The sequence below is a fragment of the Serratia sp. B501 genome (assembly GCF_051172315.1).
GTDB lineage: Bacteria > Pseudomonadota > Gammaproteobacteria > Enterobacterales > Enterobacteriaceae > Serratia > Serratia ureilytica.
In genome coordinates, this window is the sequence record NZ_JBPIZB010000004.1 from 1 (window position 1) to 15,019 (window position 15,019).

A 15,019-nucleotide genomic window follows, 5' to 3' on the forward strand; every position below is an offset into this window, starting at 1 on the left:
TTACTGCATGAATTTTACTTCAGTTAGTCACTCTTCAAGACTTGATATTTTTTTGCATCCGAAGATGCTGGATATCGTCTTGTGGAGTGCCCACACAGATTGTCTGATAAATTGTTAAAGAGCAGTGAGTTAGGCGCTTTCGCTTGCTAACTCGAGGTGGCGTATATTACGCTTTTCCCCCGGAGAGTCAAGCGTTTATTTCGCTTTCTTCTCGCTGACCCGGCGGCTTGTCAGTCGTTGTTCCCGGTCAGTGGAGGCGCATTATAGGGAGTTCTCGGCAGGCCGCAACCCCTAAATGCAAAAAACTTTTCAAGCGTTCAAATAATCACCAAAAACGACTTTTTAGGATATTTATTAGTCAAAAAATACCGGTTTTAGGGCAGTAATAGCGGCAACCCCTGTAAATAGGGACAAACGAAGATAAAGAAAAGGGAGCGGTCCCCCGCTCCCTTTCATCTTTATTATCCTTAATCGCCGTTATTGGCGGGCAACGATATGGTCGTTTTCCACATCCAGAGTCACCAGCTTGCCAGGTATCAGCTTGCCGGACAGGATTTGTTGCGCCAGCGGGTTCTCGATTTCCTGCTGAATAGCGCGTTTCAACGGGCGCGCGCCATATACAGGGTCGTAGCCGGTTTTGCTTAACAGCGCCAGAGCCGGTTCGGTCATGGTCACTTCGTAACCGCGCTCTTCCAAACGCTTGTACAGACGCGACAACTGAATCTTGGCGATCGCGGCGATGTGTTTCTCGCCCAGCGGGTGGAACACCACCACTTCGTCGATACGGTTGATGAACTCCGGACGGAAGTGGTGACTCACCATCTCCATCACCGACTCTTTCATCTGCGCGTAGTTCATCTGACCGAAATGCTCCTGGATCAGATCTGACCCCAGGTTGGACGTCATGATCACCACGGTATTGCGGAAATCGACGGTGCGGCCTTGACCATCGGTCAGGCGGCCGTCATCCAACACCTGCAACAGAATATTGAACACGTCCGGGTGCGCTTTCTCGACTTCATCCAGCAGAATCACCGAATAAGGCCGGCGACGTACGGCTTCCGTCAGGTAGCCGCCCTCTTCATAACCGACATAGCCCGGAGGCGCACCGACCAGACGCGAAACGGAGTGTTTCTCCATAAACTCGGACATATCGATACGCACCATGGCGTCGTCGCTGTCGAACAGGAACGAAGCCAGCGCCTTGCAGAGCTCGGTTTTCCCCACCCCGGTCGGGCCGAGGAACAGGAACGAACCGATCGGTCGGTTAGGATCGGACAGCCCCGCACGGCTGCGGCGAATCGCATTGGAGACTGCGCTGACCGCTTCGTCCTGGCCAATCACTCGCGAATGCAGTTCTTGTTCCAGGCGCAGCAGCTTGTCGCGCTCGCCTTCCAGCATTCTTGCGACCGGGATCCCGGTGGCACGCGCCAGCACTTCGGCAATCTCCGCATCGGTCACCCGGTTGCGCAGCAGCTTCATGCTCTTGCCTTCGGCCTGCGTGGCGGCGGCGAGCTGTTTTTCCAGCTCAGGGATTTTGCCGTACTGCAGTTCCGACATCCGCCCCAGATCGCCGACGCGACGCGCCTGCTCCAGGGTGATTTTGGCCTGCTCGAGTTCTGCCTTGATGTTCTGGGTGCCGGAGAGCGACGCTTTTTCCGCTTTCCACTCTTCTTCCAGCTCCGAGTATTCGCGCTCTTTCTGCCCCAGCTCATCGCTGAGCATGTCCAGGCGTTTCTTGCTGGCGTCGTCAGACTCTTTATTCAGCGCCTGCTGTTCCAGTTTCAATTGGATGATGCGGCGCTCAAGCCTGTCGAGCGACTCCGGCTTGGAGTCCATCTGCATGCGAATGCTGGACGCCGCTTCATCGATAAGGTCAATAGCCTTGTCCGGCAATTGACGATCGGCGATATAGCGGTGCGAAAGCGTTGCCGCCGCCACAATGGCCGGGTCGGTTATCTGCACGTGGTGGTGCAGTTCGTAACGCTCTTTCAGGCCGCGCAGAATAGCAATGGTGTCTTCCACGCTCGGCTCAGCCACATACACTTTCTGGAAACGACGTTCGAGCGCCGCATCCTTCTCTATATATTGACGGTATTCATCCAGCGTGGTGGCACCGACGCAGTGCAGTTCGCCGCGCGCCAGCGCCGGCTTCAGCATGTTGCCTGCGTCCATCGCGCCATCCGCCTTACCGGCACCGACCATGGTATGCAGTTCGTCGATAAACAGGATAACGCTGCCTTCCTGCTTGGCCAGATCGTTGAGCACGCCTTTCAGACGCTCTTCAAACTCGCCGCGATATTTGGCGCCGGCGATCAAGGCGCCCATATCGAGGGACAATACGCGCTTGTGCTTCAGCCCTTCAGGCACTTCGCCGTTGATGATGCGCTGCGCCAGGCCTTCGACGATGGCGGTTTTACCCACGCCAGGCTCGCCGATCAGCACCGGGTTGTTTTTGGTACGGCGCTGCAGCACCTGAATGGTGCGGCGGATCTCTTCGTCACGGCCGATTACCGGGTCAAGTTTGCCCTGCTCGGCGCGTTCGGTCAGATCGATCGTGTATTTCTTCAATGCTTGCCGTTGGTCTTCGGCGCCTTGGTCTTCCACGCTGTCACCGCCTCTCATTTGTTCAATGGCTTTGCTGATTTTGTCGGCCGTTGCGCCGGCCGCTTTCAACAAGTCGGTCAACGAGCCGCGGTCTTCCAGCACCGCAAGCACAAACAGCTCGGAAGAAATGAATTTGTCCGCGCGCTTCTGCGCCAGCTTGTCGCACAGGTTCAAGACGCGCACCAGCTCGTGGGACGGTTGAACGTCGCCACCGGTGCCTTCTACCTGCGGTAAACGGGACAGCGCCTGTTCGATTTCGGTGCGCACGCGCCCGGCATCGATACCTGCGGAAGTTAATAGTGGACGAACCGTGCCCCCTTCCTGATTAAGCAGGGCGCTCATCAGATGTAGCGGTTCAATAAACTGGTTGTCGTGCCCAAGGGCTAGTGACTGGGCATCGGCGAGGGCAAGCTGGAATTTGTTGGTAAGACGATCCAGACGCATAACACCTCCAAGATGGGTCGAAATTGCTACTGGAGATTAAATGAGGTCATCCCTCAAATTTTCAAGGTTATCTCGACGCTAAATTTTCGGTACAACGCCATGCGTCGTTGGATCGTCCTAATTCAATAGGTTATATCAGCCAGATTAAACTTGCCAGACGTCCGGTTATTCCATCGCGTCGATAGGAGAAAAAATGACTCTTTTCGTTAACCGTGCAGCGGTCACCACCATAGATGGCCTGCACGCCTGCCCGTAACAAACGTTGGCGAGCCAGTAAGTAGATATTAGCCAAAAACTTATCGCCGTGCGGCATAAACGCCGCCGCGGCTTCGGCGTCTTCCGCGATAAAGGCGGCACGCACCTCCGGCCCGACTTCAAACTGCTGCGGGCCGATCGCCGGCCCCAGCCAGGCGCGGATCTGGCCCGGCTCGGCGCTGAACGCCGCCACGGTTTGTTCCAGCACGCCGTGGCACAACCCACGCCAGCCGGCGTGGGCGGCGGCCACTTCATCGCCGTTCTGCGAGCAGAACAGCACCGGCAGACAATCCGCCGTCATCACGGCACACACCTGCCCCGGCACGTTGCTGTACACCGCATCCGCCCGCAGATCGGCGGGCGCTTGCCCCGTCAACGTCACCACGCGGGTGCCGTGTACCTGCTCGAGCCACACCGGCATCTGCGGCAAGCCGGCGGCGGTAACCAACCGTTCCCGATTGCGCTTCACCGCTTGCTCCCCGTCACCGACGTGGGTGCCGAGGTTCAGCGAGTCATAAGGCGGCAGGCTGACGCCGCCGCCGCGCGTAGTGCTGCAGGCCTTAACGCCGGGAGGCAACGGCCAGTCGGGCAGAATGAGCGAATTCATTACCAGTCCATCTGATCTTTGAATTCTTCGGTGTCCGCCTTCAGCGCGTTGATCAGATCGACCATGTCCTGCGGCAGCGGCGCATGCCACTCCATCTGGATACCGCTGATCGGATGATACAAACGCAGCATGGTGGCGTGCAGCGCCTGGCGGTCAAAGCCGCGCAGCGTGTTGATGAAGGCTTCCGAAGCGCCTTTCGGCGGACGTGGACGGCCGCCGTACAGCGGATCGCCCACCAGCGGATGGCTGATATAGGCCATGTGTACGCGGATCTGGTGAGTACGGCCGGTTTCCAGGCGCAGACGCAGACGGGTGTGCGCACGGAAGTGTTCCATAATGCGGTAGTGCGTCACCGCCGGTTTACCCATCGGGTGTACCGCCATGTGGGTGCGCTTGGTGGAGTGACGCGCGATTGGCTCTTCTACCGTGCCGCCGGCGGTCATGGTGCCGATCGCCACCGCTTCGTATTCACGGGTAATTTCACGCGCCTGCAGCGCTTCCACCAGCCGGGTTTGCGCCGGCACGGTTTTCGCCACCACCATCAGACCGGTGGTGTCTTTATCCAGACGGTGTACGATGCCGGCACGCGGCACGTCGGCGATTTCCGGGTAATGATGCAGCAACGCATTGAGCACCGTACCGTCCGGGTTACCGGCGCCAGGGTGCACCACCAGATCGCGCGGTTTGTTGATCACCAGGATGTCGCTGTCTTCATAGACGATATCCAACGCGATATCCTGCGGCTCCCAACGCGCCTCTTCTTCAATCTGTGCATCGATGGCGACGGTCTCTCCGCCCAGCACCTTCTCTTTCGGTTTGTTGGACGTTTTGCCATTGACCTTCACCCGATCGCCCAGGATCCACTCTTTTATGCGAGATCGTGAATAATCAGGGAACAATTCGGCCAAAGCCTGATCTAAACGTTGTCCGAGTTGAGATTCGGCCACCGTTGCGGTGAGTTGTACTTGTTGTGCCATATGCAGCTTCTTCGTTAACGTTGGGTTTTCACGGCGATGCCGTTTAATATAATGTGCTATTGTACCTGGTCTTTGTCGGGAGCTTAACGGACAGTCTCCCGGAATAACACCCTGAGGATAATCAAAACGTCATGACGCGTATGAAATATCTGGTGGCGGCAGCCACGTTGAGCCTGGCGCTGGCAGGTTGCTCCACATCCAAGGATGCGGTTCCCGACAACCCACCTTCGGAAATCTATGCTACCGCGCAGCAAAAACTGCAGGACGGTAACTTCAAGGGCGCGATTACGCAACTCGAAGCGTTAGATAACCGCTATCCTTTCGGGCCGTATTCCCAGCAGGTCCAGCTGGATTTGATTTACGCCTACTATAAGGCTGCCGACTTGCCGATGGCTCAGGCATCCATCGATCGCTTCATGCGTCTGAACCCGACGCACCCGAACATCGATTACGTGATGTACATGCGCGGCCTGACCGACATGGCGCTCGATGACAGCGCACTGCAGGGCTTCTTCGGGGTTGACCGTTCTGACCGCGATCCTCAGCACGCTCGCGCTGCGTTCCGCGACTTCAGCCAGTTGATTCAGCAATACCCGAACAGCCAATACGCGACCGACGCCAACAAGCGTTTGGTGTATCTGAAAGACCGTTTGGCCAAGTATGAGCTTTCGGTGGCGGAATACTACACTAAACGCGGTGCTTACGTCGCGGTCGTTAATCGCGCCGAGCAGATGTTGCGTGAATTCCCGGATACCAAAGCAACGCACGACGTGTTGCCGCTGATGGAAAATGCCTACAAGCAGCTGCAGCTGAACGGCCAGGCTGACAAAGTGGCCAAAGTGATCGCCGCCAACCCGCAATAAGCGCGCGTCGGCAACGGCAGAAAAACAAAACGGCAGCTTCGGCTGCCGTTTTCATTGGCGTGGACCGGTTTTTTACTGGAAAAATACACAAGTAAAAACACGGAGTTAGCTAGCGCTCCTCACCGGTCAACTCATCGATAATGCGCCATCCGGCGGCAACTCTCAAGCATTAGATAGCCAATTCAGATGCTGAATCACAGATTGAACTAACTTTGCAAAAAGTGACAAAAAATCGTGATTTACATCACGCATTTAAACAAAAAGCGGGGTATGCTGGATTCACCAAGACGGAAAGACAGAGAGGTAAGTTATATGACATTGAACATTACCAGCAAACAAATGGATATCACTCCCGCAATCCGCAATCACGTCGAAGACCGTCTCACCAAACTGGAAAAATGGCAGACCCAGCTGATTAACCCGCATATCGTCTTATCTAAAGAACCGCAGGGGTTTGTCGCCGACGCTACCATTACCACGCCTAACGGCCCGCTGGTCGCCAGCGCCAAACATGATGACATGTACACCGCCGTTAATGAGCTGATCGCCAAGCTGGAGCGCCAGCTGAACAAGGTGCAGCACAAAGGCGAAGCGCGCCGCTGCAATGCCAGCGTGAAAGACATCGTGCCGGAAGTCACGCAAGAGCAGGAATAACCGTCCGACAGCGATTGCCGCATCAAACGCGCCCGAGGGCGCGTTTTTTGTCGGGTATTTTTGTTGACGGGGTAAAAGCCAGCGGTTACTTTAAAACCTGTTCGCATTAACCTTAGGTAGACCATGCCACGCACACCGTTTTTCTTCGCATTCTTTTTTACCTTCCCCTGACTGGGAGGCGTTTCGTCGTGTGAGAAAGAATGCGAAGACGAACAACAAGGCCTCCTGGAAACAGGGGGCTTTTTTTATGGCTGTTTTACAACGAATAAGAACTGAAGGCGGAAGCTGATTATGACTGACAACCCGTTATTGGTGCTGCGCGAGCGCATCAGCGCACTGGACTTGAAACTGTTGGCCTTGCTGGCAGAACGCCGTGAACTGGCGATCGAAGTCGGCAAGACCAAGCTGCACTCCCACCGCCCGATCCGCGATAAAGAGCGCGAACGCGATCTGCTGGATGCGCTGATCGCCGCCGCCAAGCCTTACGATCTGGACGGCTTCTACGTCACCCGTCTGTTTCAACTGATTATCGAAGATTCCGTCCTGACCCAGCAAGCGCTGCTGCAGCACCAGCTCAACCCCGTCAGCCAACACGCCGCACGCATCGCCTTCCTCGGCCCGAAAGGCTCTTACTCACATCTGGCGGCACGGCAATATGCCGCTCGCCATTTCGATCGGCTGATTGAATGTGGCTGCCAGAAGTTTCAGGATATTTTCGCCCAGGTGGAAACCGGCCAGGCGGACTACGCGATTTTGCCGATCGAGAACACCAGCTCCGGCTCGATAAACGAGGTCTACGATCTGCTGCAACACACCAGCCTGTCGATCGTCGGCGAACTGACTAACCCGATCAACCACTGCGTTCTGATCGCCGGCGACAGCGATCTGAGCCAGATTGAAACCGTCTACAGCCATCCGCAGCCGTTCCAACAGTGCAGCCAGTTCCTTAACCGCTTCCCGCACTGGAAAATCGAATACACCGAAAGCACGGCGGCCGCGATGGAGAAAGTTGCCAAGCTGAATTCGCCGAAGGTGGCTGCGCTGGGCAGCGAGGCCGGCGGCGCGCTGTACGGGCTGCAAGTGCTGGAACACAATCTCGCCAACCAGCAGCAAAACATCACTCGCTTCATCGTCCTGGCGCGCAAAGCGATCGATGTCTCCGAACAGGTGCCGGCAAAAACCACGCTGATCATGGCGACCGGCCAGCAATCCGGCGCGCTGGTCGAGGCGCTGCTGGTATTGCGCGATAACGGCATCATCATGACCAAGCTGGAATCCCGTCCGATCAACGGCAATCCGTGGGAGGAGATGTTCTATATCGATGTGCAGGCCAACCTGCGCGCCGAGGCGATGCAAAAAGCGCTGCGCGATCTGGCGCCGATCACTCGCTCACTGAAGGTGCTGGGTTGTTACCCAAGCGACACCGTGGTGCCGGTCAACCCATCCTGAAGCCGTAAAAAAGGGTTCGGCCAAGCCGAACCCTTTATGTTTACTGCCCGCGTTTTACTGCCGGCTGTCGTTAGCCTGCCGCAACAGCGTACGGCTCTCCACCAGGAAGCGCTGGGCGTAATCGCCGAACCAATGCTCTACCTTGCGGAAGCTTTCGATAAACGCCTGTTTGTCGCCATGCTCCAACAGCGTTATCGCCTCGCCGAAGCGCTGGTAGTAACGCTTAATCAACGCCACGTTTTCTTCCGACGACATGATGATATCAGCGTACAGCTGCGGATCCTGCGCGAACAGGCGGCCAACCATCGCCAGCTCCAGCCGGTAGATTGGTGAAGAGAGCGCCAGCAGCTGCTCCAGTTGCACGTTCTCTTCCGCCAGGTGCAGCCCGTAGGCGAAGGTGGCGAAGTGCCGCAGCGCCTGAATAAACGCCATATTCTGATCGTGCTCGGCCGCGCTGATGCGATGCAACCGCGCGCCCCACACCTGCAACTGTTCAAGCAGCCACTGGTAAGCCTCCGGCTGACGGCCGTCGCAGTAGACCACCACCTGCTTCGCCACGCTGCCCACGTCCGGGCCGAACATCGGATGCAGACCGACCACCGGGCCACTGTGCGCCGCCAACATCGCGTGCAAAGGCCGGTTCTTCACCGACGCCAGATCCACCAGAATACAGTCGGCAGGCAGCGTCGGCAGGCGGCTTATCACCTGCTCGGTCACGTGGATCGGCACGCTGACGATCACCATGCCGGCATCCGCCAACAGCTGCTCCGCCTGCGGCCAATCTTCCTGATCCAATACCCTGACCTGATAACCCGACAACGTCAGCAAGCGATTGAACAGCCTACCCATTTGGCCGTTGCCGCCGATAATGACGATCGGCCTCAGCTGCGGGCACAGGGTTTTAAAGCCCTTATCGTTCTCGCTGACGTAAGACTCGCGCATCACGCGGCGCAACACGTCTTCGATCAGATCCGGCGGCACGCCGAGATTTTCCGCCTCCCGGCGGCGCGAGGCCAGCATCGCGGCTTCGCGCTCCGGTACGTAAACCGGCAGGCCATGACGGCTTTTGACTTCGCCCACCTCCGCTACCAGATGCAGGCGTTTCGCCAACAGATCCAGCAGCGCTTTATCCACCTCATCGATTTGATCGCGCAGCGCGGTCAGTTCTGCCACCATAACTTACTTTTCTCCCGTGCGGGCCGTCAGCGCAGCGCCGAGTTCCTGATGCATGTGACGCAGCAGGGTTTCCGTACTCTCCCAGTTGATGCAGGCGTCGGTGACGGACACACCGTAACGCATGTCTGCACGCGGCTGTTCGGAAGACTGATTGCCCTCATGCAGATGGCTCTCCAGCATAATGCCGGTGATTGAGCGGTTACCCGCCTTGATCTGCTCCACCACGGACTCGGCAACCGCCGGCTGACGGCGATAGTCTTTATTCGAGTTGCCATGGCTGCAATCTATCATCAAGGACGGGTGGAGTCCCGCCTCGAGCATCTGTTTTTCACAGGCCGCAACGTGTTCGGCACTGTAGTTCGGAGTTTTGCCGCCGCGCAGGATCACGTGCCCATCCGGGTTGCCTTGAGTCTGCAGCAGGCAAACCTGGCCTGCCTGGTTGATGCCGACGAAGCGATGCGGCATAGCGGCGGCACGCATGGCATTGATGGCGGTGCCCAGGCTGCCGTCGGTGCCGTTTTTGAACCCGACCGGCATCGACAGGCCGGATGCCATTTCACGGTGGGTCTGAGATTCGGTGGTACGCGCGCCGATCGCCGACCAGCTGAACAAGTCGCCCAGGTACTGCGGGCTGTTCGGATCCAACGCTTCGGTAGCCAACGGCAAGCCCATGCCCACCAGATCCAGCAACAGGCGACGCGCGATATGCAAGCCTGCTTCAACGTCAAACGAACCGTCCATGTACGGATCGTTGATCAAACCTTTCCAGCCGACAGTGGTTCTGGGTTTTTCAAAGTAGACGCGCATAACGATATACAGCTGATCGCTCAAGTCAGCCGCCAGGGTTTTCAAACGACGGGCGTAGTCCAGCGCCGCATCCGGATCGTGGATTGAACAAGGCCCGCACACCACCAACAGGCGATGATCCCGCCCCTGCAAAATGTTGGCGATGGTGTTACGCGCAGTGGCGATTTCATTTTCGTCGTCGGCGCTGAGCGGGAACTGGTTCTTCAGCTCCTCCGGCGTGATGAGAACCTGTTCTGCACTGATGTGTACGTTATTGAGCGCGTCTTTTTGCATGATGCTATTCCTGTCGTTTGACGTTATGCGTTGAAATGGAACATTGAGCGTTTCAGGGGTCTACCCTATCACGATATGTAAAGTTTTCAATCCATTTTCCGTAAATAAAAAATTACCGTAGTCATCGTGATTAAATCGCCTTTGAAAAAGGGTTGCACAAATAGAATTAAAAACAATTAATACATATGGTTAGCCAAATAAAAAACCCATCACCACGCTTTACCTTCTCCTGCCTAATAAAACCATTGAATGTAAATATAATTGTACACCTGATTTTACACCGAGGATGCGCAACCCATCTCGGCACCGACGGCCGGGCAAAGCAGGATCAGCACGAAATGCCGCCGAAAGCGATGAATTTAAGTAGAAGAAAAGCGAATAAATGAGGAATAAAAATTAAAAACTTAAGCTAATGGCGGCTATTTTTGTCGCCGAAATGAACCGATATAATGTGACCGTCATCAACAATAATCACCCTTAACAACTGGATCCAAGATGCTCTTTTCTCGCGCTCGTCGCGCTTTTCCGCTGTATATTTGCTGCTTAACGACTTTCACCAGTGTTTCAGCCCTTGCCGACAATACGCTTTTCACCGCGATGGACGATCCGGCCACCGCCAAGAAACCGTTCGAAGGCAACGTGCAGGCGGGCTACAACGCCCAGTCCGGCAACTCGCAGAGTTCCACTCTGTTGGCCAATACCAACATGACCTGGTTCAATACCGACGCGGCGTACAGCCTGTGGGGGGCGGCCAACAACACCACCTCCTCCAACGTTCGCTCGTCCGAAAAGTATCAGGCCGGCGGCCGTACGCGCTATAACCTGACCGATCGCAACTACCTGTTTGGCCAGGCCAGCTGGCTGAGCGACCGTTTCAACGGTTACGACTCACGCTCCACGCTGACCAGCGGCTATGGCCGTCAACTCCTCAACGGGCCGCTCAGCGACCTGCGGGTGGAATTCGGTCCCGGCGTGCGCCATGACGAATACCATGGCGGCGGCCGCTCGACCAAAGGGCTGGCCTATGGCGCGGCCAACTATTCCTATCAGCTGACCGATAACACCAAGTTCATTCAGGGCGTCTCCGCACTGGCGAACGAAGAGACCACGCTGAACTCGGAAAGCGCATTGAACGTGGCGATCAACGATCGCTTTTCACTGCGTGTAGCTTACACCGTGACCTATAACAGCAAGCCACCGGCCTCTGCGCCGAAGAACACCGACACGACAACCTCGGTCACGCTGGTCTACGGCCTGTAACCTGCCCGCCCATTATTTCTCGAAGCCCATCATCGATGGGCTTTTTTTATGCGCGCAGTCACCTTTTGCACAATCTGCTAAAAATATTCACCCCACCCATTGACGACTTTAGCAAATAGCTTAATACTGTATGCATATACAGTAATTATTATACAGGCTAGGAGCATGACGGATATCGATAGCGAGCTGCCAAGCGTCGATGCCTTCGGATCCCGAGGTTCTGTAAACGAAGCGAGCATAAGCTATGGAGAAAATCACCTCATTCATCACCTATGCCATGGCGCTGTTCCTCGCCTGGCTGGGCAAACTGTCTCCGCAGGACATTGCCTTTTTAGTCGGCGCCGCAGTAGGCATCGGCACTTTCCTGGTGAACTGGTATTACCGACGTAAAAGCCTGCAGATCTTGAAGGCTATTGAGCGCAATGCGGCATCACGGAGGAAAATTTTCGATGAGTGCAATCGTTAAACGCTGCAGCGTCGCCGCCGTTTTAGCCATCGCCGTGTTGTTGCCGTCGTTCGGCGAGCTGCAAACCTCAGAAACCGGCCTCAGGCTGATCGCCGATCTCGAAGGTTGCCGGCTGTCTCCTTACCAGTGCAACGCCGGGGTATGGACACAGGGCATTGGGCACACCGCCGGCGTCATCCCTGGCAAGGCGATAGATGAACGGAAAGCCGCTGCGGATTTGGTAGACGATGTTCGCCGCACCGAGCGCGGTATGGCCGCCTGTCTACCGCAAACGCTCTCGCAAGAAACCTATGATGCGGTGATCGCCTTCGCCTTCAACGTGGGTATCAGCGCCGCCTGCCATTCCACGCTGGTCGCGCTGCTGCAGCAGGGTCAGTGGCAGCAGGCCTGCGATCAGTTGCCACGCTGGGTTTATGTAAATGGAAAGAAAAACAAGGGGCTGGAACAGCGACGCGCCATGGAACGCGCACTGTGCTTGCAAGGTATTGCCTCATCATGACGGGCTCGCTCGCCTAAGTGGTGATGCCACAACAATTTCACTTAATTTTGTTCAAGGGGGTTCTTATGATGCACTGTCCATTATGCGGTCACGTGGCCCACACTCGCTCCAGCCGCTATCTGAGCGAGTCGACCAAAGAGCGTTACCATCAATGCCGCAACATCAATTGCAGCTGCACGTTCGCCACGCACGAATCCGTCGCGCGGGTGATCGTCAAACCTGGCGATGACATTATCCCGGCGCAGCCTCACCCGCCGGAGAGTCAGCAGAAACACAGCGCCGCCGCGCTGTAATGCAAAAAGCCTGCTGATGCAGGCTTTTTAATGTCGCTACAACGTGGCCAAATCTCGCAAATGCAACGCAGCCGGATTTTCAGATAAAAAAAGGGGTTGGCATAGGCCAACCCCTGATAACTATTAACTTTTGGATGCAGCGTTAGTTAACGCGGTTCAGACGCTCTTTGATACGAGCAGCCTTACCAGTACGTTCACGCAGGTAGTACAGTTTAGCTTTACGAACGGCACCACGACGTTTAACAGTAATGCTGTCGATTACTGGGGAGTGAGTCTGGAATACGCGCTCAACACCTTCGCCGTTGGAAATCTTACGAACAGTGAATGCAGAGTGCAGACCGCGGTTACGGATAGCGATAACCACGCCCTCGAATGCCTGCAGACGTTTTTTGCTACCTTCAACGACCCATACCTTCACTTCCACGGAATCACCCGGACGGAATGCAGGTACGTCTTGTTTCATCTGCTCTTGTTCAAGTTGCTTAATAATGTTGCTCATAATATGTCTCTTACCCTAGGTAAACTGATATATCGGTCCCGTCTGATGTCAGACGTTTCCTTCATAGTCCTGTTGCCTGGCCTGATGTTCCCGTTGGAACTCAGCCAGCAACACCGCTTGCTCGTCAGTCAGAGCTAGGCTTTCTAGAAGTTCAGGTCTTCTAAGCCAGGTTCGGCCCAGCGACTGCTTTAAGCGCCAGCGACGTATCTCGGCATGGTTGCCCGACAGCAGAACCGGCGGTACTTCCATTCCTTCCAACACCTCGGGGCGGGTATAGTGCGGGCAGTCCAGCAATCCGTCGGCGAAGGAGTCTTCCTCCGCTGAGGCCTGATGGCCCAGCACACCCGGTATGAAACGGGCGACTGAATCAATCAGGGTCATCGCCGGCAGTTCCCCGCCGCTGAGAACGTAATCGCCGATTGACCATTCTTCGTCAATTTCGGTTTGGATTACGCGCTCGTCTATCCCTTCATAACGGCCGCACACCAGAATCATCTTCTGATTGGCCGCCAGTTCGCACACGCCGGTTTGATCCAGCTTGCGCCCCTGAGGTGACAGATAAATCACCTTTGCTCCCTCGCCTGCCGCTGCTTTCGCCGCATGAATGGCTTCCCGTAAAGGTTGCACCATCATCAGCATTCCCGGGCCACCGCCGTAAGGGCGATCGTCCACGGTACGATGCCGGTCGTAGGTGAAGTCGCGTGGACTCCAACACTGCACGCTCAGCAGGCCATTTTTTACTGCCCGGCCAGTCACCCCGTAATCGGTGATAGCGCGGAACATCTCAGGAAACAGGCTTACAATACCGATGAACACAAGCCAATCCCCTTACCGTTATTCCACTTGCTTCGACCGTTTGATCCGGGGGTCAAAAACCAGGATCCCAATCTGCCTCAATCACGCGGGCAGTGAGATCGACTTTCTTGATAACCTGCCCATGAAGAAACGGAATCAACCGCTCCTTCATGCCGAACGCATCTTTCAGGTTCGCTTTCACAACCATCACATCGTTCGAGCCGGTTTCCATCATATCGATGACTTTACCCAGCTCGTAGCCGGCGGTGGTGACTACCTGGCAGCCCATCAGGTCTTTCCAGTAGTAATCATCACCCTCCAGCGGAGGAAGTTGCTCAGAATCCACCATAATCTCGCGATTGGTCAGCAGATTCGCCGCGTCCCGATCGTCAATGCCTTTGACTTTGATGATCAGATCCTGACTGTGGCGCTTCCAGTCTTCCAACTCGATATGCTGCCACTGACCCGCCTGCTGGATAAACCACGGCTGATAGTCAAAAATGCTTTCGGCGTTCTCGGTGGATGAAAACACTCTGAGCCAACCACGAATGCCGTAAGCGGACCCCATTTTACCGAGTACAATCGGCTGCTTAGGCGCTACCGGTTTGAGTTGCTTGCTCATTGCCACCACCGCGACAGATTAAGCTGCTTTCTTAGCGTCTTTGATCAGCGCGTGAACGCGATCAGAAACGGTTGCACCCAGACCAACCCAGTGCTCGATGCGGTCCAGGTCCAGACGCAGTGCTTCAGCCTGACCGGAAGCGATCGGGTTGAAGAAGCCTACGCGCTCGATGAAACGACCATCACGAGCGTTGCGGCTGTCGGTCACTACTACTTGATAGAACGGACGCTTTTTAGCGCCGCCACGTGCCAAACGAATTGTTACCATAACATCCTCTTTAGTTAATAAAACAGCCGGGCCCCATTGAGGGACGGGGCCCGGTTGCAATATAAAAAGCCCGAAAATTTTACTCATTTTGGCGCAAAAAGCAATCTAAAGCGTCGATCGCAGGGGACAACTTTTGCAGCCTGTCAAATTTCGGGCGGTTTTCACCGCGAACGGCGAATGCTGAAAGCGCCCGCACTCGGCGTGCG

Annotated in this window: 17 protein-coding genes and 1 other annotated feature; of the genes, 8 read left to right on the plus strand and 9 right to left on the minus strand. The window is 55.9% G+C overall.

Features of this window, described 5'->3' with window-relative positions; translation table 11 throughout:
• Positions 1 to 477 precede the first annotated feature (477 nt).
• The 3 genes from clpB to rluD form a co-directional block, all read right to left on the minus strand.
• A complete protein-coding gene (gene clpB / locus ACSBQV_RS13575; protein WP_025301647.1) occupies positions 478 to 3,051 on the minus strand; it encodes an ATP-dependent chaperone ClpB in 2,574 nt (857 codons plus the stop codon).
• A gap of 130 nt (positions 3,052 to 3,181) precedes the next feature.
• A complete protein-coding gene (gene yfiH, locus ACSBQV_RS13580; protein WP_099785497.1) occupies positions 3,182 to 3,913 on the minus strand; it encodes a purine nucleoside phosphorylase YfiH in 732 nt (243 codons plus the stop codon).
• Positions 3,913 to 4,890 (minus strand): 23S rRNA pseudouridine(1911/1915/1917) synthase RluD, encoded by a 978-nt coding sequence (gene rluD, locus ACSBQV_RS13585; protein ID WP_004932452.1) that lies wholly within the window; start codon positions 4,888 to 4,890, stop codon positions 3,913 to 3,915. Before rluD ends, yfiH begins: the two co-directional genes overlap by 1 nt.
• A gap of 131 nt (positions 4,891 to 5,021) precedes the next feature.
• Between rluD and bamD the strand changes: the two genes are divergently transcribed.
• The 4 genes from bamD to pheA all read left to right on the plus strand — a co-directional run bounded on the left by bamD (position 5,022) and on the right by pheA (position 7,856).
• A complete protein-coding gene (bamD, locus tag ACSBQV_RS13590) occupies positions 5,022 to 5,753 on the plus strand; it encodes an outer membrane protein assembly factor BamD (RefSeq protein WP_004932456.1) in 732 nt (243 codons plus the stop codon).
• Positions 5,754 to 6,065: 312 nt separating this feature from the next.
• On the plus strand, positions 6,066 to 6,407 hold the full coding sequence (gene raiA / locus ACSBQV_RS13595) for a ribosome-associated translation inhibitor RaiA (protein ID WP_004932457.1): 342 nt from the start codon (positions 6,066 to 6,068) through the stop codon (positions 6,405 to 6,407).
• Between the two features lie 122 nt (positions 6,408 to 6,529).
• Positions 6,530 to 6,656 (plus strand) — a sequence feature (Phe leader region).
• A complete protein-coding gene (locus ACSBQV_RS13600) occupies positions 6,531 to 6,578 on the plus strand; it encodes a hypothetical protein (RefSeq protein WP_101428074.1) in 48 nt (15 codons plus the stop codon). It overlaps the preceding feature by 48 nt.
• Before the next feature lie 42 nt (positions 6,657 to 6,698).
• Complete coding sequence (gene pheA / locus ACSBQV_RS13605; protein WP_099785499.1) at positions 6,699 to 7,856, plus strand: bifunctional chorismate mutase/prephenate dehydratase; 1,158 nt, start codon at positions 6,699 to 6,701, stop codon at positions 7,854 to 7,856.
• 54 nt (positions 7,857 to 7,910) lie between these two features.
• On the opposite strand, the gene tyrA is transcribed toward pheA, so the two are convergent.
• Both tyrA and ACSBQV_RS13615 read right to left on the minus strand, forming a co-directional pair.
• Positions 7,911 to 9,032 carry a bifunctional chorismate mutase/prephenate dehydrogenase gene (gene tyrA / locus ACSBQV_RS13610; protein ID WP_099785501.1) on the minus strand — a complete coding sequence of 374 codons (1,122 nt, stop codon included), beginning with the start codon at positions 9,030 to 9,032 and terminating at the stop codon, positions 7,911 to 7,913.
• A gap of 3 nt (positions 9,033 to 9,035) precedes the next feature.
• On the minus strand, positions 9,036 to 10,112 hold the full coding sequence (locus tag ACSBQV_RS13615; protein ID WP_016929016.1) for a 3-deoxy-7-phosphoheptulonate synthase: 1,077 nt from the start codon (positions 10,110 to 10,112) through the stop codon (positions 9,036 to 9,038).
• Positions 10,113 to 10,607: 495 nt separating this feature from the next.
• On the opposite strand from ACSBQV_RS13615, the gene ACSBQV_RS13620 reads away from it, so the two are divergent.
• The 4 genes from ACSBQV_RS13620 to ACSBQV_RS13635 all read left to right on the plus strand — a co-directional run bounded on the left by ACSBQV_RS13620 (position 10,608) and on the right by ACSBQV_RS13635 (position 12,630).
• Positions 10,608 to 11,372: a DUF481 domain-containing protein gene (locus ACSBQV_RS13620; protein WP_143557059.1), complete on the plus strand. Its 765-nt coding sequence runs from the start codon at positions 10,608 to 10,610 to the stop codon at positions 11,370 to 11,372.
• Positions 11,373 to 11,616: 244 nt separating this feature from the next.
• Positions 11,617 to 11,838: an HP1 family phage holin gene (locus ACSBQV_RS13625; protein ID WP_033652732.1), complete on the plus strand. Its 222-nt coding sequence runs from the start codon at positions 11,617 to 11,619 to the stop codon at positions 11,836 to 11,838.
• The gene (locus ACSBQV_RS13630) at positions 11,822 to 12,337 is read left to right on the plus strand and encodes a lysozyme (protein WP_033652733.1); all 516 of its coding nucleotides are present in this window, start codon (positions 11,822 to 11,824) and stop codon (positions 12,335 to 12,337) included. Before ACSBQV_RS13625 ends, ACSBQV_RS13630 begins: the two co-directional genes overlap by 17 nt.
• 65 nt (positions 12,338 to 12,402) lie before the next feature.
• Positions 12,403 to 12,630 carry an ogr/Delta-like zinc finger family protein gene (locus tag ACSBQV_RS13635; protein WP_021505301.1) on the plus strand — a complete coding sequence of 76 codons (228 nt, stop codon included), beginning with the start codon at positions 12,403 to 12,405 and terminating at the stop codon, positions 12,628 to 12,630.
• 142 nt (positions 12,631 to 12,772) lie between these two features.
• On the opposite strand, the gene rplS is transcribed toward ACSBQV_RS13635, so the two are convergent.
• From rplS to rpsP, 4 genes are read right to left on the minus strand one after another with little or no spacing between them, the layout of a single operon-like run.
• Positions 12,773 to 13,129: a 50S ribosomal protein L19 gene (rplS, locus tag ACSBQV_RS13640; RefSeq protein WP_015376707.1), complete on the minus strand. Its 357-nt coding sequence runs from the start codon at positions 13,127 to 13,129 to the stop codon at positions 12,773 to 12,775.
• Between the two features lie 48 nt (positions 13,130 to 13,177).
• Positions 13,178 to 13,945: a tRNA (guanosine(37)-N1)-methyltransferase TrmD gene (gene trmD, locus ACSBQV_RS13645; protein WP_004932485.1), complete on the minus strand. Its 768-nt coding sequence runs from the start codon at positions 13,943 to 13,945 to the stop codon at positions 13,178 to 13,180.
• Positions 13,946 to 13,997: 52 nt separating this feature from the next.
• A complete protein-coding gene (gene rimM, locus ACSBQV_RS13650; RefSeq protein ID WP_019455135.1) occupies positions 13,998 to 14,546 on the minus strand; it encodes a ribosome maturation factor RimM in 549 nt (182 codons plus the stop codon).
• Between the two features lie 18 nt (positions 14,547 to 14,564).
• Positions 14,565 to 14,813 (minus strand): 30S ribosomal protein S16, encoded by a 249-nt coding sequence (rpsP, locus tag ACSBQV_RS13655; RefSeq protein WP_004932501.1) that lies wholly within the window; start codon positions 14,811 to 14,813, stop codon positions 14,565 to 14,567.
• Positions 14,814 to 15,019 lie beyond the last annotated feature (206 nt).

Bases quoted from the DNA above. Each gene is read 5' to 3' on its own strand.
- ACSBQV_RS13625 (WP_033652732.1), top strand. From the start codon at position 11,617: ATGGAGAAAATCACCTCATTCATCACCTATGCCATGGCGCTGTTCCTC.
- ACSBQV_RS13630 (WP_033652733.1), top strand. From the start codon at position 11,822: ATGAGTGCAATCGTTAAACGCTGCAGCGTCGCCGCCGTTTTAGCCATC.
- rplS (WP_015376707.1), bottom strand. From the start codon at position 13,129: ATGAGCAACATTATTAAGCAACTTGAACAAGAGCAGATGAAACAAGAC.
- rluD (WP_004932452.1), bottom strand. From the start codon at position 4,890: ATGGCACAACAAGTACAACTCACCGCAACGGTGGCCGAATCTCAACTC.
- yfiH (WP_099785497.1), bottom strand. From the start codon at position 3,913: ATGAATTCGCTCATTCTGCCCGACTGGCCGTTGCCTCCCGGCGTTAAG.
- tyrA (WP_099785501.1), bottom strand. From the start codon at position 9,032: ATGGTGGCAGAACTGACCGCGCTGCGCGATCAAATCGATGAGGTGGAT.
- clpB (WP_025301647.1), bottom strand. From the start codon at position 3,051: ATGCGTCTGGATCGTCTTACCAACAAATTCCAGCTTGCCCTCGCCGAT.
- ACSBQV_RS13615 (WP_016929016.1), bottom strand. From the start codon at position 10,112: ATGCAAAAAGACGCGCTCAATAACGTACACATCAGTGCAGAACAGGTT.
- rimM (WP_019455135.1), bottom strand. From the start codon at position 14,546: ATGAGCAAGCAACTCAAACCGGTAGCGCCTAAGCAGCCGATTGTACTC.
- ACSBQV_RS13635 (WP_021505301.1), top strand. From the start codon at position 12,403: ATGATGCACTGTCCATTATGCGGTCACGTGGCCCACACTCGCTCCAGC.
- bamD (WP_004932456.1), top strand. From the start codon at position 5,022: ATGACGCGTATGAAATATCTGGTGGCGGCAGCCACGTTGAGCCTGGCG.
- raiA (WP_004932457.1), top strand. From the start codon at position 6,066: ATGACATTGAACATTACCAGCAAACAAATGGATATCACTCCCGCAATC.
- pheA (WP_099785499.1), top strand. From the start codon at position 6,699: ATGACTGACAACCCGTTATTGGTGCTGCGCGAGCGCATCAGCGCACTG.
- rpsP (WP_004932501.1), bottom strand. From the start codon at position 14,813: ATGGTAACAATTCGTTTGGCACGTGGCGGCGCTAAAAAGCGTCCGTTC.
- ACSBQV_RS13620 (WP_143557059.1), top strand. From the start codon at position 10,608: ATGCTCTTTTCTCGCGCTCGTCGCGCTTTTCCGCTGTATATTTGCTGC.